The following is a 20,148-nucleotide window of genomic DNA, read 5'->3' as shown; positions in this document are numbered from 1 at the left end:
TGGCTCAGCAGGGCCGTTCCCCTCCGGGGGTGGTGCGAAGCGGACCGCCGGGCAAGAATGGGCGGTATGCAACTGCCGGTGATGCCCCCGATCGCGCCGATGCTCGCCAAAGCCGTCAGCGCACTGCCCGACCCGCCGGACTCCGGCCCGAAGTGGAGCTTTGAACCCAAGTGGGACGGCTTCCGGTCCATCATCTTCCGGGACGGCGACGAGGTGGAGATCGGCAGCCGCAACGGCAAGCCCATGACCCGCTACTTCCCCGAGCTCGTGGAGTCCCTGAAGGCAAACCTGCCGCCGCGCTGCGTGCTGGACGGCGAGATTGTCCTAGTGGGCGGTTCCGGTGACCGGCTGGACTTCGATGCGCTCCAGCAGCGCATCCACCCTGCGGCCAGCCGGGTGAAGCTGCTGGCAGCGCAGACACCCGCAAGCTTCGTGGCGTTCGACCTGCTGGCCCTCGACGACGAGGACCTCACCGGGCGGCCGTTCTCCGAGCGGCGGAGCATGCTGGAACGGGCCCTCGCCGGCAGCGCGGCGCCCGTCCACCTGACCGCCGCCACACGGGACAACGGCACCGCCGAGAAGTGGTTCCGCCAGTTCGAGGGAGCGGGCCTCGACGGGATCGTGGCCAAATCCCTGGACGGCACCTACCAGCCGGACAAACGCGTGATGCTCAAGTTCAAGCATGAACGGACGGCGGACTGCGTCCTGGCCGGTTACCGCGTGCACACCAGCGGACCGGACCGGATCGGGTCCCTGCTGCTGGGGCTTTACGACGGCGACGGCGGGCTGGCCAGTGTGGGGGTGGTGGGCGCCTTCCCGATGCAGCGCCGCAAGGAACTGTTTGAAGAACTCCAGCCGCTGGTGACGGACTTCGACAACCACCCCTGGGCCTGGGCCAAGCAGGAGGAAGGCAAACGGACGCCGCGGAATGCCGAAGGCAGCCGCTGGAGCGCCGGCAAGGACCTGTCCTTCACGCCGCTCCGCCCCGAACGCGTGCTGGAAGTGAAGTACGACCACATGGAAGGCGAACGGTTCCGCCACACCGCCCAGTTTGTCCGCTGGCGGCCGGACCGGGACCCGGAATCCTGCACCTACGGGCAGCTGGATGAGCCGGTCAGCTTCGACCTCGCCGAAGTGCTGGCCACAGGAAAATCTGCAACCTGACCCGCGTACTTAAACCACGGCGGCCCGCCCCCAAAAGGGGACGGGCCGCCGTCGTGCTTTTACCGGGCAGCTGTTACTTCAGGCCGAGCTCCCGGGTGGGGGTCCTGAAGGATTCCTTGGCCGTGAGGGCCGACACTACGGCGACACTGCAGATGACGGCTGTGAAGATGCTGATCTGGACCCAGCCGCCGGGCTTGATGCCGCCCATCGCCGCCACGATTGCCGGGGCGAAGCCAGCCATCAGGAAGCCCAACTGGGTGCCGATCGCCAGGCCGGAGAACCGGACCTTGGTGCTGAACATCTCGGCGTAGAAGGACGGCCAGACGGCGTTGGAGGCGGCGTAACCGAAGGAGAAGAACCCGATGGCCGCGAGGAACATCAGCGGAACACTGCCGGATTCGAGGCTCAGCAGGAACACCGGGGTCAGGACCGCGCTGGCCACGGCACCGTAGATGAAGACGGGTTTGCGGCCGATCCTGTCTGACAGCATGCCGAACAGGGGCTGGGTGCCGAGGGCCACGAAGTTGGCGCCGACCACAAGCCACAGGGTGGTGGTGCCGTCCACACCGGCTACAGTCTTGGCGTAGCTGATGGCCAGGGTTCCGAACACGGTGGACACGGCAGCGATGAAGGCGCAGGCGACCACGCGGAGGACGTCGCGCCAGTGGTGCTTCAGCAGATCCGCCACCGGCAGCTTGGAGATTGCAGCGGACTTCTGGGCCTCTGCGAACGCCGGCGGCTCGTGCAGCGTGCGGCGGATAAAGAACGCCACCAGGACAACCACGGCGCTGAGCCAGAACGGGATGCGCCAGCCGATGCCGTACTTGACCTCGTCAGGCAGGGCGAGCACGGGGATAAAGACGAGGGCCGCAAGGATCTGGCCGCCCTGCGTGCCGGTGAGGGTCCAGGAGGTGAAGAATGAGCGCCGGTTGTCCGGGGCGTGTTCCAGGGTCATGGAGGAGGCGCCGGCCTGCTCGCCCGCTGCGGAGAGGCCCTGGCAGAGGCGTGCCAGCACCAGCAGGGCGGGAGCCCACCAGCCCACCGTATTGAAGTCGGGGAGGCAGCCGATGACGAAGGTGGAGGCGCCCATCAGCACCAGGGTGAACATGAGGACTTTCTGCCGGCCCACGCGGTCGCCGAAGTGGCCGAGGATAACAGCGCCAACCGGGCGTGCCACGTAGGCGAAGCCGAACGTGGCGAAGGACATGATGGCGGCGTTGGCATCAGCGTTGGGGAAAAACACGTGCGGGAAGATCAGCGCTGCGGCGGAACCGAAGATGAAGAAGTCGTAGTACTCGACGGCGCTTCCCAGGAAGCTGGCGAGGGCTGCCTTTTTCGGGGTCCCGGCCGGTGCAACAGTGCCCGGCGTCGTGGACGGGAGTGTCTGGCTCATGGTGTTCCTTTGTGTGACGACATTGTCGCGGATGGAGCAGGATTTTTCGCAGCTGCCGCCCGTCTTTGTTAGCGGCCCAGCCGGAGGCCCAGCTGGCGGCTCAGCCGACGGCGGCTGGAGGTCCTTGTGAAGACCCTGGAGAAGTAGCCACATGGTGGAAGCTACTTCTGCGATACAGCAATGATGACTGTGAGGACCATCACCTGTCAAGAAAAATAATCACCATCTAGAAATAGCTCTCACGATGTGGCAATATCGGGTTATGAGTGTGAATCAAGACACAGAACCGGCCGCGGCCGAAGATGCGGTAGCCGCAGCGAAGGCAACGAAGGCGCCCAAGGAGGACTCCCGGACGGACATGGTGGGCAAGGCCTTGGGCCTGCTCGTGCTGCTGGGCGATGAGCCCCGGGGTGCCAGCGCGGCAGAGCTGTCGCGCCGCGCGGAACTGCCGTTCAGCACCACGTACAGGCTGCTGGGCTCGCTCACGCGGGACGGTTTTGTGGACTATGAACCCGACGGCCGCCGCTACCACCTGGGGCTCCGCGTCTTCCAGCTCGGCCAGCGCGTATCCAACCACCACGGGTTTGCCGGCACCGCCCTGCCCATCCTCCGGCGCGTCACCGAGAAGACCGGGGAGGCCACCATCCTCTCCGTGCGCGACGGGCACCACCACCTCACCGTCAACAAGGTGGACGGCCCCCAGACGTTCCGCGTCACCAGCGATCCGGGGCACCTCGGCGCCCTCCACACCACGTCCGTGGGCAAGGCGCTCGTGGCATTTGCCGAGGATGCCGAACGCCAACGCCTCGTTGAAGAGCTGGAGCTGGAGCCGCTCACGGAATTCTCGATCACGGACCGGGAGGCCTTCCGGGCCGAGATCGAGCAGGTCCGCCGCCGGGGCTATGCCGTCATGGATGAGGAAAACGAGCTGGGTATGCGCGCTGTCGCGGTGCCTGTCTTCAATGCCCAGGGCTTCGCGTTTGCGTCCCTGGCCACGGCGGTTCCGGTCTTCCGGCTCAGCCTGGAGGACCTGGTGGCGCTTGTCCCGGCGCTCCAGGAGGCCGCCGCCGAACTGTCCGCCAGGCTGCCGCAGCGATGAGCCGCGCCGCCTCGGCTTCTGCCCCCCGTCGTCATTATTTGTTCGCAATAAGAACATCAGTGCAAGATGTGAACATTTCCTGTACTGTAAGCCATATCACCCGGCACGCAGCCGCCGGCGCCCTGGGCGCCCCGGCAAGCCGGATGCCGTTGTCAAAGGAGCTATACGGATGAGCAATCGAGCAGAGTCCTTTCTGGTGGGCCTCGTAGGTGATGGCGTCATGCCGTCGCTCACGCCCCACATGCACGAGCGCGAAGGCGACGTGCAGGGCCTGCGGTACCTCTACCGCCCCATCGACCTCCTGGAGCTGGGCCTGCCCGGCGCCTCCGTGGGAGAGCTCCTGCAGGGCGCGCACCGCCTCGGCTTCAACGGGCTGAACATCACGCACCCGTGCAAGCAGCTGGTCCTGGACCACCTCGATGAAATCTCGCCGGACGCCCGCCGCCTCGGAGCCGTCAACACCGTCACCATCCGGGACGGCCGCTTCATCGGCCACAACACCGACTTCTCCGGCTTCGCGGCCGCCCTCGCCTCAGGCCTTCCCGGCGCAAAACTTGACCGTGTGGTTCAGCTGGGTGCCGGCGGCGCCGGCTCCGCCGTCGCCTACGCCCTGCTCACCGCGGGCGTCCGTCACCTGGACCTCGTGGACACGGACGCTGCCCGCTGCGCCGCGCGCGCCGCCGAACTGGCCGGGTTCTTCCCGGACAGCACCGTCACGGCCCGGACGACGGCGGAGCTGCCGCAGCTGATGCCCCTCGCCGACGGTCTGGTGCACTGCACCCCCGTGGGCATGGCCGCGCACCCCGGCGTCCCGCTGGACCAGTCTCTGCTCGAATCCCGGCACTGGGTGGCGGACATTGTCTACCGCCCGATCGAAACCGAACTGGTCCGCGAAGCCCGCGCCAGGGGCTGCGAGGTGCTGGACGGCGGCCGCATGGCCGTGGGCCAGGCGGCGGACGCCTTCAGGATCTTCACCGGCCTGGAAGCCGACGCGGACCGCATGCGCTCCCACTTCCTGGAACTCGTGGCCGCGGAAGAGGTGGCCGCCTGATGCGTACCGGGATCGCCACGGTGTGCCTGTCCGGGACGCTGAAGGAAAAAATGCAGGCGTGCGCCATCGCCGGCTTCGACGGCATTGAAATTTTCGAGCAGGACCTTGTGACGTCCTCCCTGAGCCCGGAGGACGTCCGGAAAATGGCCGCGGACCTGGGCCTGACCCTGGACCTCTACCAGCCGTTCCGCGACTTCGACAGCGTTCCCGAGGACCTCCTCGCCGCCAATCTCCGCCGGGCCGAGGCCAAGTTCAAGCTGATGTCCCGCCTGGGCATGGACACCATCCTGGTCTGCTCCAACGTGGGCACTGCCACCGTTGACGACGACTCCCTGCGCGCCGAGCAGCTGTCCCGGCTGGCCGGACTCGCCGGTGACCACGGCATCAAGGTGGCCTACGAGGCGCTGGCCTGGGGCAAGTACGTCAACGACTACGAGCACGCCCACCGTTTGGTGGAAACCGTGGACCACCCGAACCTCGGCACCTGCCTCGACTCCTTCCATATCCTGTCCCGCGACTGGGACACCGCGCCCATCGAGTCCTTCAACGCGGACAAGATCTTCTTCGTCCAGGTGGCCGACGCCCCCAAGCTCTCCATGGATGTCCTGTCCTGGAGCCGGCACTACCGGGTCTTCCCGGGCGAGGGCCAGTTCGAGCTCGCCAAATTCATGGGCTACGTGGTCCGCGCCGGGTACGCCGGGCCGGTTTCGCTGGAGGTCTTCAACGACGTCTTCCGCCAGTCCGACGTCGAACGCACCGCCGTGGACGCCATGCGGTCGCTGATCTGGCTCGAGGAACAGAGCGCCAAATGGCTGGACGCCAACGCCCCTGCGGGTGCAGGTGGCGTGGGCACTGTTGTTAGTGGGCCTGCGGCCCCTGCCCGCCGTCGTTATCCGATGGAGCTGGCCACCCTCCCGCAGGTGGCCGAACCGGCAGGCTTCAACTTCGCCGAGGTGAAAGCCGCGGACACCGCAGGCCTGGAGAAGCTGCTGGGCCAGCTGGGATTCGAATTCAACGGCAGACACCGCACCAAGGACGTGCAACTGTGGACCATGGGCCACGCACGCGTGATCATCAACGAGCAGGATCCGGCCGGGCCGGACGCGGCAGCACTTGCCGGGGTCCCTGCCGGTTCCGCGCCCGCCATCGCCGCCCTCGGCTTCGACGTCGATTCGCCGGTGATTGCCGCAGCCCGCGCCCAGCAGCTCAAGGCACCCGCCGTGCCGCGCAAGAGCCAGGCCAATGAGGAAGTGTTCCAGGGCTTCGCCGCACCGGATTCCACCGAGATCTTCCTCTGCCAGGGCAGCCCGGACGGCACCGCCGCCTGGACCCACGAGTTCGGCGCAGGGCTCGAGGTCCCTGCCGGCGCCCGCAGTGCCGTGATTGACCACGTGAACCTCGCGCAGCCGTGGCAGCACTTTGACGAAGCCGTGCTGTTCTACACCAGCGCCCTGGCCCTGGAGCCGCAGCCGTTCGCGGAGGTGCCCAGCCCCAGCGGCCTGGTCCGCTCCCAGGTGATGCTTACCGCCGACCGCGCCGTGCGCCTGGTGCTGAACCTTGCTCCCGTCATCCAGCAGGACGGCGCGGACACCGGCACCGCCCACCGGACGACGTACCAGGAGCACATCGCCTTCGCCGTGGACGACCTCGTGGCCACCGCCCGCGAGGCCCGCGACCGCGGCCTGGACTTCCTGCAGATCCCCGCGAACTACTACGAGGACCTGGATGCCCGCTTCGCCCTGGACCCTGCGTTCCTGGCCACCCTGCGGGAACTGAACCTCCTGTACGACCGCGACGCCGACGGCGAATTCCTGCACTTCTACACCGCCACCGTTGGCAGCGTGTTCTTCGAAATGGTGGAACGCCGCGGCGGTTACGACGGCTACGGCGCCCCCAACGCCCCGGTCCGGCACGCCGTCCAGTACGACCACCTGCACCAGCTGAAACGCGCCACCTGAACCTAAGTCCAACCATCAACCCCATCAACCGAAAGGAGGCTGCCGTGCCTGAAGAAATCAACATTGAAACATTCAACGCCGATCCGATCACCGAAGACGTGTCGGACGTGGCACCCCAGGCCGCACCCGGGACCGCACCGCAGGCTGCACCTCAAACCCAGCCGAAGGACGCCGTGGAAACCCAGCAGGACCTCAGCGCGGAGATCAAGGCAATCGGGGATGCGTACGCCGCAGCCCTGAAAACCGGGAAGGCTCCGGAAATCCAGCCGCGGCTGGACTACGCGCCGTACCGCAGCAGCATCCTCCGCCACCCCACCAAGAGCCTGCACCACGCCGATCCGGAAACCATCGAGCTGTACTCGCCTGCCTTCGGGCACCAGGACGTGCACGCACTGGAATCGGACCTGACCATCCAGCACAACGGTGAGCCCCAGGGCGAACGCATCATCGTCGCCGGCCGCGTGCTCGACGGTGACGGCAGGCCCGTCGCCGGCCAGCTGGTGGAGATCTGGCAGGCCAACTCCTCCGGCCGCTACATCCACAAGCGGGACCAGCACCCGGCACCGCTCGACCCCAACTTCACGGGCGTGGGCCGCTGCATCACCGGGGCCGACGGCTCCTACAGCTTCACCACCATCAAGCCCGGCGCCTATCCGTGGAAGAACCACCTCAACGCGTGGCGCCCGGCGCACATCCACTTCTCCCTGTTCGGGCAGGAGTTCACCCAGCGCATCGTTACCCAGATGTACTTTCCGGGTGACCAGCTGTTCCCGCTCGACCCCATCTACCAGTCCATCGTGGACCAGGATGCCCGGGATCGCCTGGTGGCGAGCTACGACCACGATCTCACCCAGCCCGAATGGGCACTGGGCTACAAGTGGGACATTGTCCTGACGGGCTCCAAGCGGACCTGGACCGAAAACGAAGCATTCGGCGCAGAAGGAGACGAGGAATAACGTGAGCTCAACCACCAAGCTGACCCCCACACCCGGCCAGACCGTAGGCCCCTTCTACGGCTACGCCCTGCCGTACGAGAAGGACCGCGAACTGCTGGCCCCGGGATCGCCCGGCTCCATCCGCCTGCAGGGCACCGTGTACGACGGCGCCGGCCACCCCATCCCGGACGCGATCCTGGAGATCTGGCAGCCGGATTCCGAAGGCAACATCGTGCACCGGACCGGCTCGCTGGTCCGCGACGGCTACACGTTCACCGGCTTCGGCCGGAGCTCCGTGGGCAACAGTGGCATGTACACCTTCACCACGGTGAACCCCGGCCCCACCAAGCCCGGCGCGGCGGCGTTCATCTCCGTGGCCGTGTTTGCCCGCGGCCTGATGAACCGCCTCTTCACCCGCGTCTACCTGCCCGAGAACGCCGAAGCGCTGGCGGCCGACCCGCTGCTGTCCTCCCTGGATCCGGAACGCCGCTCCACGCTGATCGCCAGCCGTGATGCTGACGGCGGACTCACCTGGGACATCCGGCTGCAGGGCGAGGGCGAAACCGTGTTCCTCGACTTCGAAGGAGCCTCTGTCGAGGGAGCGGCTGTCGGGGGCGCCGCACAGTGAACACCTCCGGAGCAGCCAGCGCGGACAGCTCAGCCAGCGCCATAAGCGAATATGCCGCGAGCGGCATGGATGGTGACGTCGGGCTCCTGAGCCCCGTGTCGGCGTCGCCTGCCGTGGCAGCGCTGACAGGGGACCGGGCGGTGCTCGCGGCAATCCTCGCCGTCGAGTCCGGCTGGGCTTCGGTGCTGGAGAAGGCCGGCCTCGCGCCGGCCGGCTCAGCCGCCGTCGTGGCTTCAGCCGCGGACGTCGACCGCTATGACGTGGCCGGCATTGCCGTCCGCGCCCAGGGCGGCGCGAACCCGGTCATCCCGCTGCTGGCTGACCTCCGGACCGAGGTCAATGCCCTGGACGCGGAGCACGTGGGTGCTGTGCGTGCCGTGCACACCTCGCTGACCAGCCAGGACGTGCTGGACTCTGCCCTGATGCTGCTGGCCCGCAACGCCGTTTCGGCCCTCCTGGCGGATGTTCGGGGGATCACGACGGCGCTGGCTTCCTTGGCGGAACACCATGCGGACACGCTCTGCGTGGGCAGGAGCCTGACGCAGCATTCCCTGCCGTTCACCTTCGGCCTGAAGGCGGCGCAGTGGTTCCACGGGCTCGCTGCCGCAGCACGCCGCCTTGAAGCCGTCGAGCTGCCGCTGCAGACCGGCGGCGCCGCGGGAACACTCGCCGCCGGAACCGTCCTGACCAGGGATTCGGTGGACACGCCCTTCGACCTCTCGGGCAACCTGGCGGCGCACCTTGGCCTGGCGGCCACGCCGGGACCGTGGCACACCAACCGCCTGGCCGTCACGTCGCTGGGAGACGCCCTGGCCGGCGTGACGGATGCGCTGGGCAAGATCGCCTCGGACGTGCTGTTCCTCAGCCGCCCGGAGGTGGCTGAACTCGCCGAACCGCGTGCCGCCGGGCGCGGTGTTTCCTCGGCCATGCCGCAGAAGCAGAACCCCGTGCTGTCGGTCCTGGTCCGCAGTGCGGCACTCCAGGCCCCCTACCTGGCCGCGCAGCTGCATCTGGCAGCGGCCAACTTCAACGACGAACGGCCCGACGGCGCGTGGCACAGCGAGTGGCCCGCCTTCAGGCAGCTGCTCCGCCTGGCGCTCGGCTCGGCCGGCCACCTCAGGGAGCTCGCCGAAGGCCTGCGGGTCTTCCCGGATGCCATGCGCCGCAACCTGGGCCTGTCCGGGCCGCTGCTGCTCAGCGAAGGAGTGTCCGCCGCCGTGGCGCCGCTGCTCGATGCGCTGCCGGCAGAGGAGAACGCTGGTGCCGCGGCCGGCCGGACCGGCAAGCAGCAGCTCCAGTCCGTGGTGGACCGGACGCTCGAGGTTCCGGCCGCGGAGCAGTCCGGAACCTACCGCCGCCTGCTGCGCGAGGCTGTCCCGGCCAGTGCCCTTTCGGACGAACGGCTGGAAGAGCTCCTGGACCCGGCCAGCTACCTGGGTCAGGCCGCCGAAATCTCCCGCCGCATCCTGGCCGCCTTCCCCGAGTTCGGCGGAAGTGGCGGCCCGACACCGGCGGATCCAACCGAAGATACCCCCATCCAAACAGACCTGAACGGAGTTTCCCGTGGCTAGACCAACAGTCAAGGCTGTACTGCTCTCCCCCCAGCGCCCGCTGGGGGACAAGCCCCTGCTGGTGGTGGGGCCGTCATTGGGGACGTCCTCAGTGCTGTGGACCCAGGCCGGCGCCCTGCTCGGGGAAGACTTCGACGTCGTTGCCTGGGACCTGCCCGGCCACGGCGTCTCGCCGGCTGCGACGGAATCGTTCGACGTCGCCGAACTGGCTGACGCCGTCGTCGAACTGGTTGATTCGATCGCGCCGGGCGAGAGGTTCCACTATGCCGGAGTGTCCCTTGGCGGGGCCACCGGACTGCAGCTGGGCATCAAGCACGGCGAACGCCTTAAGAGCCTCTCCGTGCAGTGCTCCGGGGCCAAGCTGGGCACTCCCGAAGGCTGGCTGGAGCGGGCCGAAACCGTCCGCAGCCAGGGCACCCCGGTGATGATCCAGGGTTCCGCGCAACGTTGGTTCGCGCCCGGATTCATGGAGCGCGAGCCCGAGCTCAGCAGCCGCCTGCTGCATTCCCTGCGCGACGCCGACCGCTTCAGCTACGCATTCTGCTGCGAAGCCCTGGCCGGCTTCGACGTCCGCGAGGAGCTCGGCAGCATCCGCGTCCCCACCCAGGCCGTGGCAGGTGCGGAGGACACTGTCGCACCGCCGTCGTTCGCCGAAGAAGTGGCGAAGGGCATCACAGCCGGCGGCGGCACCGCAAGTGCCGTAACGCTGGAGAGGGTGGCGCACCTCGCTCCGGCCGAAGCGCCCGCGCACGTCGCCGAACTGCTCAAGGGCCTCATCGCCTGGAGCGAAACCCGCGGAGCAGCCAAATGACCGGCCCCGAAGCATCCGGCGGCGACCGTCCCGGCCTGGAAAGGCATGGCGCAGTCCAGCCGGACGCCACCAGCCAGGAGATTTACGACGGCGGGATGGTGGTCCGCCGCGAAGTGCTCGGCGCCGCGCATGTGGACCGCGCCAACGCCAACAAGGACGCCTTCACCGAGGACTTCCAGGACATGATCACCCGCATCGCCTGGGGCGGTATCTGGACCCGTCCGGGCCTGACGCGGCAGATGCGCTCGGCCGTCACCATCACAGCCATGGTGGCCCACGGGCACTGGGAAGAACTGGCGATGCACATCCGCGCCGCCATCACCAACGGCCTGAGCAGGGACGAAATCAAGGAAATCCTGCTGCAGACCGCCATTTACTGCGGAGTTCCCTCCGCCAACACAGCTTTCAAAACCGCGCAGCAGGTCTTTGCCCAGCTTGACGCAGCCACCCCGCCCAACTAGCTAGCAGTTAACGTCGTCATTCGCGCGAATGAGGACGTTAACTGCGACCTAGTTGGGCCCTACGGAATTAGAGGAATAGTTATGAACCAGGCTTTTGTGTACGACGCTGTTCGCACGCCTTTTGGGAAGTTCGGGTCCGGCCTGGCCGGTGTCCGTCCGGATGATCTTGCCGCGCACGTGATCGGTGAGATCGTCAAGCGTGCTCCGAAGCTTGATGTGGAGCGGATCGATGAAGTGGTGTTCGGCAACGCCAACGGCGCCGGCGAGGAGAACCGCAACATCGCCCGGATGGGCACCCTGCTGGCCGGTTTGCCGGTCTCGATCCCGGGCACCACGGTCAACCGGCTCTGCGGGTCCTCCCTGGACGCGGCGATCATCGCCTCGCGCCAGGTCAACGCCGGGGATGCGGAGCTGATGCTGATCGGCGGCGCCGAGTCGATGTCCCGCGCCCCGTGGGTGCTGCCCAAGACCGAGAAGCCCTACCCGGCCGGGGACATGACCCTGGCCTCCACCACACTGGGCTGGCGCCTGGTGAACAAGGCCATGCCGAAGGACTGGACCATCTCCCTCGGCGAGGCCACCGAACGGCTGGCCGAGAAGTACGGAGTGACCCGCGAGGCGCAGGACGAGTTCGCCGCCAACTCGCACAACCTGTCCGCCGCGGCCTGGGACGAGGGGTTCTACGACAACCTCGTGGCCCCGGTGCCGGGCACGGACCTGGTCCGGGACGAGGGCATCCGCGCCGGATCCTCGGCCGAGAAACTCGCCGGACTCAAGACCGTGTTCCGCGCCGAGAACGGCACCGTGACCGCCGGCAACGCGTCCCCGCTGTCAGACGGCGCCTCCGCGGCCTGGATCGGATCGGAGAACGCCGCCGGGCTGCTGGGGCTGGAGCCGCTGGCGCGCATCGCCGGGCGCGGAGCGCACGCCAACGATCCGCAGTTCTTCGGCTACGCCCCGGTGGAGGCCGCGAACAAGGCCCTCGCGAAGGCGGGCATCGGCTGGGACCAGGTGGGCGCCGTCGAACTTAACGAAGCGTTCGCCGCGCAGTCCCTGGCGTGCATCAACGCCTGGGGGATCGATGCCTCCATCGTGAACCGGCACGGCGGCGCGATCGCGATGGGCCACCCGCTGGGCGCCTCCGGCGGCCGGATCCTGGGCACCCTGGCCCGGTCCCTGCAGGCCTCCGGGCAGCGCTGGGGCGTCGCCGCGATCTGCATCGGCGTCGGCCAGGGCCTGGCCGTCGTCCTCGAAAACGTCACCGCCGGCGCTGCGGCATAAAAGAGAGAGCTGATCATGCTGAATTTCATTGACACCGTCGGCGAGGCAGTCGCCGGCATCAAGGACGGCTCCACCGTGATGATCGGCGGCTTCGGCAACGCCGGCCAGCCGTTCGAACTGATCGACGCGCTGATGGACTGCGGAGCCCGCGAGCTCACCGTGGTCAACAACAACGCCGGCCAGGGCGACCAGGGCCTGGCCCTGCTCATCAAGGAAGGCCGGGTGAAGAAGATGATCTGCTCCTTCCCGCGGCAGTCCGACTCCTGGCACTTCGACGCCAAGTATAAGGCCGGTGAGATCGAGCTGGAACTCGTTCCGCAGGGCAACCTGGCCGAGCGGATCCGTGCCGCCGGCGCCGGCATCGGCGGCTTCTTCACGCCCACCGGGTACGGCACCATGCTGGCCGAGGGCAAGGAGACCCGCATCATCGACGGCCGCGGCCAGGTGTTCGAGACCCCCATCCACGCCGACGTCGCCCTGATCAAGGCACTCAAGGCCGACGGCAAGGGCAACCTCGTGTACCGGAAGACGGCCCGGAACTTCGGCCCGATCATGGCCGCCGCGGCCAAGCACACCATCGCCCAGGTGTCCGAAATCGTCCCGGTCGGCGGGCTGGACCCGGAGGTCATCGTGACCCCCGGGATCTACGTGAACAGCATTGTCCGTGTGGCCGGCGCCGCCGGAACGACAGAACAGGTGGCCTGACATGAGCATCCAGACAGCATCCATCCAGACCAGCGAGACGCCCCTGGGCCGCGACGACCTGGCCCGGCTCGTGGCGAAGGACATCAAGCCCGGCTCGTTCGTGAACCTGGGCATCGGCCAGCCCACCCTGGTGTCCAACTACCTCGAGCCGGAGCAGGACATCACCCTGCACACCGAGAACGGCATGCTCGGCATGGGCCCGGAAGCCACCGGCGACCAGATCGACGGCGACCTCATCAACGCCGGCAAGATCCCCGTCACCGAACTCCCCGGTGCGTCCTACTTCCACCACGCCGACTCGTTCGCGATCATGCGCGGCGGGCACCTGGACATCTGCGTCCTCGGCGCGTTCCAGGTCTCCGCGACCGGTGACCTCGCGAACTGGCACACCGGTGCACCGGACGCCATCCCTGCCGTGGGCGGTGCGATGGACCTGGCCACCGGTGCCAAGGACGTCTTTGTGATGATGACGCTCCTGACCCGCGACGGCGTGTCCAAGCTCGTGCAGGCCTGCACGTACCCGCTCACCGGCGTGGGCTGCGTGACCCGCGTGTACACCGACAAGGCCGTCTTCCTCACGGGCCCGGACGGCGTCCAGGTCCGCGAAACCTTCGGCTGCACGCTCGAGGAACTCCAGGCCCTGGTGCCGGTCCCCCTCACAGCAGTCCCCGCCGTCGAACGCTAACCCCACCTACGGCGCGAACTGGCAGCTAATGACCCCAAATCCCCGATCTGGGGTCATTAGCTGCCAGTTCGCGCTTCAGGGGACCGGGCGGCTAATAGGATTGGTATCCATGACCGACGCAGCAGCAGAGACCGCGCCCAGGCCCTCCTCTGCGCCCCAGGCCAGCGACCAGTACGTCCAGTCCCTGGCGCGCGGCCTGGCCGTGATCCGCGCCTTCGACACCGACCACCCGGTGATGACCCTCACCGAAGTGGCTGCACGGACCGACCTGACCCGCGCCACCGCCCGCCGCTTCCTGCACACCCTCGTTGAGCTGGGCTACGTCCGCACCGACGGGAAGACCTTCGCCTTGACGGCACAGGTACTGCAGCTGGGCTACGCCTACCTGTCCGGCCTGTCCTTGCCGCAGCTGGCCCAGCCGCACCTGGAGGAGCTGTCGCTCCGGCTCGGGGAGTCGACGTCCGCCGCTGTCCTGGACGGCCGGGACATCGCGTACATTGCCCGCGTGACCACCCGCCGGATCATGAACGTGGGCATCACGGTGGGAACCCGTTTCCCGGCGTACGCCACGTCCATGGGCCGCGTGCTGCTCGCAGCGCTGCCGCCGGCCAAGCTCCAGGAGTACCTCGCGGAGGCCGAGATCAAGCCCCTCACGCCCCGGGCCATCGGCACACGGAAAGATCTCGTGGCCGCGCTCGACACCGTCCGGGCACAGGGCTGGTGCCTCCTGAACCAGGAGCTGGAGCTGGGGCTGATGTCCATCGCGGCGCCGGTTTACCACGGCCCCACGAAGGTGGTGGCGGCCATCAACGTGTCGCTGCAGGCCCAGTCGGTGGCCGCCAAACCGGACCCCACGGCCTACCTGGACATGGTGCGGACGGAAACGGTGGAGACGGCCCGGCTGATTTCCGCGGACCTCTCAGCCAAGCACTAGCGGGCCTCGGTTTACTCCTTCGGACCCGGCAAGGTGACGGGCTCCAGCGGCGGCCACCACCTTGTGGGCGGGCCGATGACAAAACGGCGCCCGCTCAGCTCGGTGGGAGTAATGCGGACCAGGATTTCCTTGTCCCCCTCTTCCCACGGCGACGGGGTCTGGGCCGGAACATCCTCGCCGGGCTGCACAGGTGCAGCTACCCCCTTGACCACCACGCTCCACGCGATGGTCCCGTAGGTGTTCAGCCCGTCCGCTTCAAGAACCACCGGCTCCCCGGAGAGCACAGCCTCCAGCTTGGTACCCGGTCCTGTCCGGAAAATTACGGTACCTTCATCCGGCAGGTAGTTGACCGGAAAGATTTCAGGTCTGTCATGGCTGATGAGCGCCAGCCGTCCCACCGAAGCGGAACGAAGGTGGCTCCAGCATTCATGGACGGTGAGGTCTTGTGTTTCCTGGCCCGGCTCAGACATGTTCATGCTGCTGAGCCTAGGCGTACCGCACGCGCACTGGCAGGGGAGCAAGACCCGGATTTCGGCTACGCTTCACGTGAGGACCACCCCCGACCATTTGCCCGTGAAGGATGCCATGACCCAGCACAATAGACGCGCCGCAATCATCATCAATCCGGCAAAGCCGGTTGACATTGACGTTCGCGGCCTGATGGCCAAGCACTGCGCGAACAACGGTTGGGATGAGCCCATCTGGATCGAAACCACCAAGGAGGACCCCGGCGTCGGACAGGCCAAGGAAGCACTCCGTCAGGGGGCCGACATTGTCATCGCTGCCGGCGGCGACGGCACGGTGCGGTGTGTGGCTGAAGTCCTTTCCGGCACGGCCACCCCGATGGGGCTGCTGCCGCTGGGCACCGGCAACCTGCTCGCCCGCAACCTCGGTATGGACGTCACGGACGTTGAAGGTGCGATGACCGGAGCCTTGGCGGGCGAGGACCGAAAGATTGACGTTGTGCGTGCCGTCCGGAGCGACCCGGACAAGGCGCAGCACTTCCTGGTGATGGCCGGCATGGGCTACGACGCCAGCATCATGGCGGACACCAACGAGGACCTGAAGGACAAGGTGGGCTGGCTGGCCTACGTGGACGCGGGGATCCGGAACCTGCCGGGGAAGCCGGTGAAGGCGAGCATCGTCATTGACGGAAAGTCAGTGGTCCACCGCCGGGTCCGGAGCGTCATGGTGGGGAACTGCGGAAAGGTCCAGGGCGGCCTGGAAATCTTCCCCGACGCGAAGGTGGATGACGGCGTGCTGGATGTTGTGGTCCTGGCGCCCCGGGGCAAGCTCGGCTGGTTCTCCGTTGTGGCCGGCATGATCGGCAAGGGCCGGGGCAAGGACACGTCAGTGGAGTATTTCCAGGGAAAATCCGTTGAGATCACCTTTGAGCACCCGGACGACTATCAGCTCGACGGCGACCACGAGGGCGACAGCAAACACGTCCTGATGACTATGCTTCCGGGCGCGCTGACTGTCCGGATGAACGCACCGGCCGCGGGAACTCCGGCAACCTGAGAAACAGGCGTTAAAGGTCCGACGGCGGCCCGCTCCCAGTGGGCGGGCCGCCGTCGGTTCTTGCTTGGGCTGCTTGAACTGCAGGCTTGTGACTGCAGATTGCCTGGCGTTTAGCCGGCCAGCAGCCTGCCCCACCTCGGTGCGAGCAAGGGGGACCCGGCAAGTTTGAGGCAGTGCCACAGCGTCACGGCCACGGAGTCCAGCACCGGAACGCCGGTTTCTGCCTCCACTTCCGCTGCGATGTTGGCACCGTACAGGTTGGTGCACAGGTAGATCAGGGCGTCCGGGCGGGCTGCTGCAAGCTCCAGGGACCCGGGCCGCATCTCGTCGTCCGTGACCCGGGCGAACGACTCGTTGTCACTCAACCCCAGGGCACGGTGGCCGATGGTCTTGATGCCGTCGCGCTCGTAGGAGGCCATGATGGCGCGGTTCACGTCCTCCGTGTACGGCGTGAAAAGCCCTATCCGCTCCGTGCCGAAGGACTCGAAAGCCTCCAGGTAGGCCAGCGTGGACGTGGTGGCCGGGATGCCCGTCGCGTCCACGATTTCGCCGACCAGCTCACGGTCGTGGTCCGCGCCGAGCCAGGAGCCGGACGTGCCGTTCCAGGCGATGACGTCCACATCGGCCGTCGCCAGCAGCTCGGCGGCGGCGCGCATGACAGCCGGATCGAACTGCTTGTCCGAGGAGTCATCCAGGGCGATCCGGGTGACGGGGATCCGGGTGAAATGGATGGTGACGTCGTCCCGGTCGCCCAGGATGCGGTAGCTCTGCGGCTCCAGGCAGGTGTTGGAGGACGGCACGATCATGCCGATGCGGGTCTTGCGTGCGGGGGATGGCATGGCTGCTCCTAGTTTGCTGCGGAGAGGGTCGCGGGTGTGGTGGCGGCGGTGGAATCCGCGGCGGACGAGTGGTGTTCGCGGAAGCCGTTGCGGGCCACAAAACGCCCCACGGCGCCGGGATCGTGGAAGCCGCCGCCGTCGAGCACCACCCGCCCTGCGGAGACCACGACGGTGGGCCAGCCGGTGAGCGTGCGGCCGTCGAACGGCGAGAAATCAGTGCCCATGTGCAGCGCACCGCCGTCTACCGTCCGTTCCTCGGCGGGATTGAAGACCACCAGGTCGGCGTCGAAGCCCTCGGCGATGGTCCCCTTGCCGGGGACCGCGTTGATGCGGGCAGGGCCGGCGGAGAAGACCTCCACGAAGGCCTCCACCGAGCTGCCGGCGGAAGCCATGGCCGTGAAGGTGACGGGCATCCGGGTTTCGACCCCGGGCAGGCCGTGTGGCATGGCGCGGACGTCGTCCGTGCGCTCGCGTTTCTGTGACAGGTCGTAGCAGGAGTGGTCCGAGGCGACGGTGTGGATGGCCCCGGCGGCCAGCCGTTCCTTGAGCGCGGCGACGGTTTCGGGGCTGCGCATGGGTGGGCAGCAGGCGTACCACTCGGGGAATGTGGACCCGTACACCGTGTCATCGAGGGTGAGGTAGTGCGGGCACGTCTCGGAATAGGCCTCCTGGCCGCGGGCACGTGCCTCGGTGACCAGGTCGACGGCGCCCGGCGTGGACTGGTGCACGAAGTACACGGGGGCCTTGGTGTACTCGGCCATGGCCAGGGTTTCCTTGACCGAGATTTCCTCGGCAAGCTCCGGGCGGGTCCGGTGCAGGTGCTCGATTCCGATCCTGCCGTCGTCGGCGTGCTGCTGCGTGCAGTCGCTGATGATGGCGTCGTGTTCGGCGTGGATGTAGGTGAGGCCGTCCAGTCGGACCATCTCGCGCATGACCTTCAGGATGGTGTCCCCGTCCGCCATGGTGCTGCCTCGGTTGGTGGTGTACATCTTCACCGAACGCACTCCCTCGGCTGCCAGCTGCTCCAGCTGCCAGGGCACAGTCTCGTCCCAGCTGACGACGGAGCCGTGCAGGGCGACGTCACAGCGGGATTCCAGCGCCAGCTCCTTCTTGTGCAGGACGGCCGCCAGCGGGGTTTCCTGGGCGTCGCGGGGAATGCCGAAATCGATGATGGTGGTGGTGCCGCCCCAGAGCGCTGCCGTGGAGGTGGTGCGGTAGTCGTCCAGGGTGCGGAAGCGTCCGGTCACCTGGGCCACGTGGCAGTGGCCGTCCACGCCGCCGGGAACCACCAGCCGGCCGGCGGCGTCCACGGTGCGCTCGGCCGGGGGGACCGGTTCGGCCGCGTCGATGAGCTGTTCAATGCGGCCGTCGCGGACCACCACGTGGACGTTCCGGCGGCCGAAGCTGTTCACCACGGTGCCGTGGGCGATGACGAGGTCTGGAATGCGGGACATCATTGTCCTCCTAGTTCTTTGAAGCGGCGGGTGCAGACTGGGCGGCGGCCAGGGCGGCGTCGAGGTTTTCGGAGAGGCCCCTGCGGGCCTTCAGCGGCGGCGGCGCGAAGGCACCGGCCCGGTGCGGGCCGGACTGGAGCCCCACCACGGCCTCCGCCATGCGGATGCCGGCGGAGATGCCGTCCACCACCGGAACCGGGATCTGGACCCGGAGTTCGCGGGCCAGCCCGGCGAGGGGCGCCCCGGCGAGGATCACGACGTCGGCTCCGTCCTCCGTGACGGCCTGCCGGCTGAGTGCCAGCAGCGTTTCCTTGAAGTCGTGCTGCACGGAACCGATGCCGTTGAGGCTTTCGTTGATGGAGCGGATGGATGCCAGCCGGCCGCCGAGGCCGAAGCGTTCCACGCAGTCCAGGTACCAGGGCCGGATCCGGTCCGAGATGGCGATGATGGAGAAGCGGTGGCCCTGCAGGGCGGCGGCGCACAGTGCGGCCTCGGTGATGCCGATGACGGGGACGTCCGTGAGTTCCTTCAGGGCAGGCATACCCGGATCCCCGAAGGCCGCGACGACGACGCCGTCGATGCGGTCCGCGCGGGAGGCGCCATCAGCGCCGCCGTCGGCCGTTCCGCCGCCGGCCGTTCCGCCATCAGCGCCGCCGCCGGCCGTTCCGCCGCCGGCCGTTCCGCCGTCGGACGTTTCCGCGGTGAATTCGGCGATGATCTCGGCGACCGCGCCGGCGGCGATCAGGGACTCAAAGCGGGTTTCGATGTATTCGACGCCGTGCCCGGCGGTGCGGACCACCAGTTCGGTGCCCGGCGAGGCCGAGCGCAGGGCTTCCGATTCGATCAGCGCAGTGACGTCGTCGCTGATGTTGGGGTTGATGACAAGGAGTTTCATTTTTTCTTCCGGTGAAGAGCGGGTTCTGTTTTCTGGAAATCGTCGGGGAACTGTTCCCGGTATTTGCCGATGTGCGACGCCGACTGGGCCGCGGCACGGTCGGGATCGCCGCTGGCGATGGCACCGTAGAGGTCCCGGTGTTCCTGGATCAGTTCGGGCAGGTCGCTCACATGGCGGAACAGCCAGTGCATGCGGCCCTGCAGCGGTTCCAGGGCGGACCTGAGGAAGCCGTTGTCCGCGATCCGGGTGATGGCGTCGTGGAATTCGCTGTTGGCGCGGTGGGCCTCCATGACGGCGCCCTTGGCGAGGGAGCGTTCGGCCTCGTCCAGCAGTCCGTCAAGGTAGCCAAGGTCCTCGGGTGTTGCCCGGACCGCGGCAAGGCGGCAGGCCAGCACCTCCAGCGACTGGCGGACGTCGAAGAGATCCTCCACATCCTTGGGGCTGAGTGAGCTGACCTCGGCGCCGCGTGCTCCCCGGTCGCTGAGGAGGCCCTCCTGGCGCAGCATCCGCAGCGCCTCGCGGACCGGCAGCCGGGAGACGTTGAACTCGGCTGCCAGGTCGCGTTCCACCAGCCGGGTGCCGGGAGCGTAATGCCCTTCGAAGATCCTGGTGCGGAGCGTATCCCGGACAGTCTCGCGGAGGGGGCGTTCCTTGTCCTGGGTTTCTTCTGCGGCAAGCATGGTGCTCCATTCGGGTTTCTTGATGGGTAGTGCGCTCCCGGCGCCGGGAGGAGGTGCTGCGATGCCTAGCTTAGGACGGCCGG

Annotated in this window: 20 protein-coding genes; 14 read left to right on the top strand and 6 right to left on the bottom strand. The window is 67.7% G+C overall.

Translation table 11 applies throughout. The features are described from left to right. Nucleotides 1–66: 66 nt before the first annotated feature. On the top strand, nt 67–1,164 hold the full coding sequence (locus CXQ91_RS17675) for an ATP-dependent DNA ligase (RefSeq protein ID WP_104175203.1): 1,098 nt from the start codon (nt 67–69) through the stop codon (nt 1,162–1,164). 73 nt (nt 1,165–1,237) lie between these two features. Here CXQ91_RS17675 and CXQ91_RS17670 read toward each other — a convergent pair whose 3' ends face one another. After that, nucleotides 1,238–2,557 (bottom strand): MFS transporter, encoded by a 1,320-nt coding sequence (locus CXQ91_RS17670; RefSeq protein WP_104175202.1) that lies wholly within the window; start codon nt 2,555–2,557, stop codon nt 1,238–1,240. Between the two features lie 262 nt (nt 2,558–2,819). On the opposite strand from CXQ91_RS17670, the gene CXQ91_RS17665 reads away from it, so the two are divergent. From CXQ91_RS17665 to CXQ91_RS17610, 12 genes are all read left to right on the top strand, one after another. After that, nucleotides 2,820–3,656 (top strand): IclR family transcriptional regulator, encoded by an 837-nt coding sequence (locus CXQ91_RS17665; RefSeq protein WP_181038935.1) that lies wholly within the window; start codon nt 2,820–2,822, stop codon nt 3,654–3,656. Nucleotides 3,657–3,825: 169 nt separating this feature from the next. Next, on the top strand, nt 3,826–4,707 hold the full coding sequence (locus tag CXQ91_RS17660) for a shikimate dehydrogenase (protein ID WP_104175201.1): 882 nt from the start codon (nt 3,826–3,828) through the stop codon (nt 4,705–4,707). Continuing rightward, nucleotides 4,707–6,665, top strand: coding sequence for a bifunctional sugar phosphate isomerase/epimerase/4-hydroxyphenylpyruvate dioxygenase family protein (locus CXQ91_RS17655; protein ID WP_104175200.1), 1,959 nt, complete (start codon nt 4,707–4,709; stop codon nt 6,663–6,665). The genes CXQ91_RS17660 and CXQ91_RS17655 overlap by 1 nt, the downstream gene beginning before the upstream one ends. Before the next feature lie 44 nt (nt 6,666–6,709). Next, the gene (pcaH, locus tag CXQ91_RS17650) at nt 6,710–7,621 is read left to right on the top strand and encodes a protocatechuate 3,4-dioxygenase subunit beta (protein ID WP_374953674.1); all 912 of its coding nucleotides are present in this window, start codon (nt 6,710–6,712) and stop codon (nt 7,619–7,621) included. Between the two features lies 1 nt (nt 7,622). Further along, a complete protein-coding gene (pcaG, locus tag CXQ91_RS17645) occupies nt 7,623–8,228 on the top strand; it encodes a protocatechuate 3,4-dioxygenase subunit alpha (RefSeq protein WP_104175199.1) in 606 nt (201 codons plus the stop codon). A gap of 65 nt (nt 8,229–8,293) precedes the next feature. Next, the gene (locus CXQ91_RS17640) at nt 8,294–9,799 is read left to right on the top strand and encodes a lyase family protein (protein ID WP_104175223.1); all 1,506 of its coding nucleotides are present in this window, start codon (nt 8,294–8,296) and stop codon (nt 9,797–9,799) included. Next, a complete protein-coding gene (locus CXQ91_RS17635) occupies nt 9,792–10,610 on the top strand; it encodes an alpha/beta fold hydrolase (RefSeq protein ID WP_104175198.1) in 819 nt (272 codons plus the stop codon). Before CXQ91_RS17640 ends, CXQ91_RS17635 begins: the two co-directional genes overlap by 8 nt. Further along, a complete protein-coding gene (gene pcaC / locus CXQ91_RS17630; protein WP_104175197.1) occupies nt 10,607–11,071 on the top strand; it encodes a 4-carboxymuconolactone decarboxylase in 465 nt (154 codons plus the stop codon). The genes CXQ91_RS17635 and pcaC overlap by 4 nt, the downstream gene beginning before the upstream one ends. Before the next feature lie 81 nt (nt 11,072–11,152). Next, a complete protein-coding gene (locus tag CXQ91_RS17625; RefSeq protein ID WP_104175196.1) occupies nt 11,153–12,352 on the top strand; it encodes a thiolase family protein in 1,200 nt (399 codons plus the stop codon). Between the two features lie 15 nt (nt 12,353–12,367). Next, a complete protein-coding gene (locus CXQ91_RS17620; protein WP_104175195.1) occupies nt 12,368–13,057 on the top strand; it encodes a 3-oxoacid CoA-transferase subunit A in 690 nt (229 codons plus the stop codon). A 1-nt stretch (nt 13,058) separates the two neighbouring features. Beyond that, the gene (locus CXQ91_RS17615; RefSeq protein WP_104175194.1) at nt 13,059–13,742 is read left to right on the top strand and encodes a 3-oxoacid CoA-transferase subunit B; all 684 of its coding nucleotides are present in this window, start codon (nt 13,059–13,061) and stop codon (nt 13,740–13,742) included. A 109-nt stretch (nt 13,743–13,851) separates the two neighbouring features. Next, nucleotides 13,852–14,676, top strand: coding sequence for an IclR family transcriptional regulator C-terminal domain-containing protein (locus CXQ91_RS17610; protein WP_104175193.1), 825 nt, complete (start codon nt 13,852–13,854; stop codon nt 14,674–14,676). An 11-nt stretch (nt 14,677–14,687) separates the two neighbouring features. Here the strand turns inward: CXQ91_RS17610 and CXQ91_RS17605 are convergent, their stop codons facing one another. Further along, nucleotides 14,688–15,152: a pyridoxamine 5'-phosphate oxidase family protein gene (locus CXQ91_RS17605; RefSeq protein WP_104175192.1), complete on the bottom strand. Its 465-nt coding sequence runs from the start codon at nt 15,150–15,152 to the stop codon at nt 14,688–14,690. A gap of 109 nt (nt 15,153–15,261) precedes the next feature. Between CXQ91_RS17605 and CXQ91_RS17600 the strand changes: the two genes are divergently transcribed. Beyond that, a complete protein-coding gene (locus CXQ91_RS17600) occupies nt 15,262–16,197 on the top strand; it encodes a diacylglycerol kinase family protein (protein ID WP_104175191.1) in 936 nt (311 codons plus the stop codon). A 110-nt stretch (nt 16,198–16,307) separates the two neighbouring features. Here CXQ91_RS17600 and CXQ91_RS17595 read toward each other — a convergent pair whose 3' ends face one another. From CXQ91_RS17595 to CXQ91_RS17580, 4 genes are read right to left on the bottom strand one after another with little or no spacing between them, the layout of a single operon-like run. Next, entirely contained in the window at nt 16,308–17,036 is a 729-nt protein-coding gene (locus CXQ91_RS17595) for an aspartate/glutamate racemase family protein (protein WP_104175190.1), read from the bottom strand. An 8-nt stretch (nt 17,037–17,044) separates the two neighbouring features. After that, entirely contained in the window at nt 17,045–18,490 is a 1,446-nt protein-coding gene (locus CXQ91_RS17590; RefSeq protein ID WP_104175222.1) for an amidohydrolase family protein, read from the bottom strand. Nucleotides 18,491–18,500: 10 nt separating this feature from the next. Continuing rightward, entirely contained in the window at nt 18,501–19,385 is an 885-nt protein-coding gene (locus CXQ91_RS17585) for an aspartate/glutamate racemase family protein (RefSeq protein WP_104175189.1), read from the bottom strand. Next, complete coding sequence (locus CXQ91_RS17580; protein WP_104175188.1) at nt 19,382–20,065, bottom strand: GntR family transcriptional regulator; 684 nt, start codon at nt 20,063–20,065, stop codon at nt 19,382–19,384. Before CXQ91_RS17580 ends, CXQ91_RS17585 begins: the two co-directional genes overlap by 4 nt. Nucleotides 20,066–20,148 lie beyond the last annotated feature (83 nt).

Origin of the sequence: Arthrobacter sp. Y81, from assembly GCF_002929335.1 — a bacterium.
Taxonomy (GTDB): Bacteria; Actinomycetota; Actinomycetes; order Actinomycetales; family Micrococcaceae; genus Arthrobacter.
The sequence above is the reverse complement of the archived record's forward strand: the minus strand, read 5'-3'. Positions and strand labels throughout refer to the sequence as shown.

What these genes read in the sequence shown, in the direction of transcription:
- CXQ91_RS17675 (WP_104175203.1), top strand. Translation starts at nt 67, where the DNA reads ATGCAACTGCCGGTGATGCCCCCGATCGCGCCGATGCTCGCCAAAGCC.
- CXQ91_RS17670 (WP_104175202.1), bottom strand. Translation starts at nt 2,557, where the DNA reads ATGAGCCAGACACTCCCGTCCACGACGCCGGGCACTGTTGCACCGGCC.
- CXQ91_RS17665 (WP_181038935.1), top strand. Translation starts at nt 2,820, where the DNA reads ATGAGTGTGAATCAAGACACAGAACCGGCCGCGGCCGAAGATGCGGTA.
- CXQ91_RS17660 (WP_104175201.1), top strand. Translation starts at nt 3,826, where the DNA reads ATGAGCAATCGAGCAGAGTCCTTTCTGGTGGGCCTCGTAGGTGATGGC.
- CXQ91_RS17655 (WP_104175200.1), top strand. Translation starts at nt 4,707, where the DNA reads ATGCGTACCGGGATCGCCACGGTGTGCCTGTCCGGGACGCTGAAGGAA.
- CXQ91_RS17640 (WP_104175223.1), top strand. Translation starts at nt 8,294, where the DNA reads ATGGATGGTGACGTCGGGCTCCTGAGCCCCGTGTCGGCGTCGCCTGCC.
- pcaC (WP_104175197.1), top strand. Translation starts at nt 10,607, where the DNA reads ATGACCGGCCCCGAAGCATCCGGCGGCGACCGTCCCGGCCTGGAAAGG.
- CXQ91_RS17625 (WP_104175196.1), top strand. Translation starts at nt 11,153, where the DNA reads ATGAACCAGGCTTTTGTGTACGACGCTGTTCGCACGCCTTTTGGGAAG.
- CXQ91_RS17620 (WP_104175195.1), top strand. Translation starts at nt 12,368, where the DNA reads ATGCTGAATTTCATTGACACCGTCGGCGAGGCAGTCGCCGGCATCAAG.
- CXQ91_RS17615 (WP_104175194.1), top strand. Translation starts at nt 13,059, where the DNA reads ATGAGCATCCAGACAGCATCCATCCAGACCAGCGAGACGCCCCTGGGC.
- CXQ91_RS17610 (WP_104175193.1), top strand. Translation starts at nt 13,852, where the DNA reads ATGACCGACGCAGCAGCAGAGACCGCGCCCAGGCCCTCCTCTGCGCCC.
- CXQ91_RS17605 (WP_104175192.1), bottom strand. Translation starts at nt 15,152, where the DNA reads ATGAACATGTCTGAGCCGGGCCAGGAAACACAAGACCTCACCGTCCAT.
- CXQ91_RS17600 (WP_104175191.1), top strand. Translation starts at nt 15,262, where the DNA reads ATGACCCAGCACAATAGACGCGCCGCAATCATCATCAATCCGGCAAAG.
- CXQ91_RS17595 (WP_104175190.1), bottom strand. Translation starts at nt 17,036, where the DNA reads ATGCCATCCCCCGCACGCAAGACCCGCATCGGCATGATCGTGCCGTCC.
- CXQ91_RS17590 (WP_104175222.1), bottom strand. Translation starts at nt 18,490, where the DNA reads ATGTCCCGCATTCCAGACCTCGTCATCGCCCACGGCACCGTGGTGAAC.
- CXQ91_RS17585 (WP_104175189.1), bottom strand. Translation starts at nt 19,385, where the DNA reads ATGAAACTCCTTGTCATCAACCCCAACATCAGCGACGACGTCACTGCG.
- CXQ91_RS17580 (WP_104175188.1), bottom strand. Translation starts at nt 20,065, where the DNA reads ATGCTTGCCGCAGAAGAAACCCAGGACAAGGAACGCCCCCTCCGCGAG.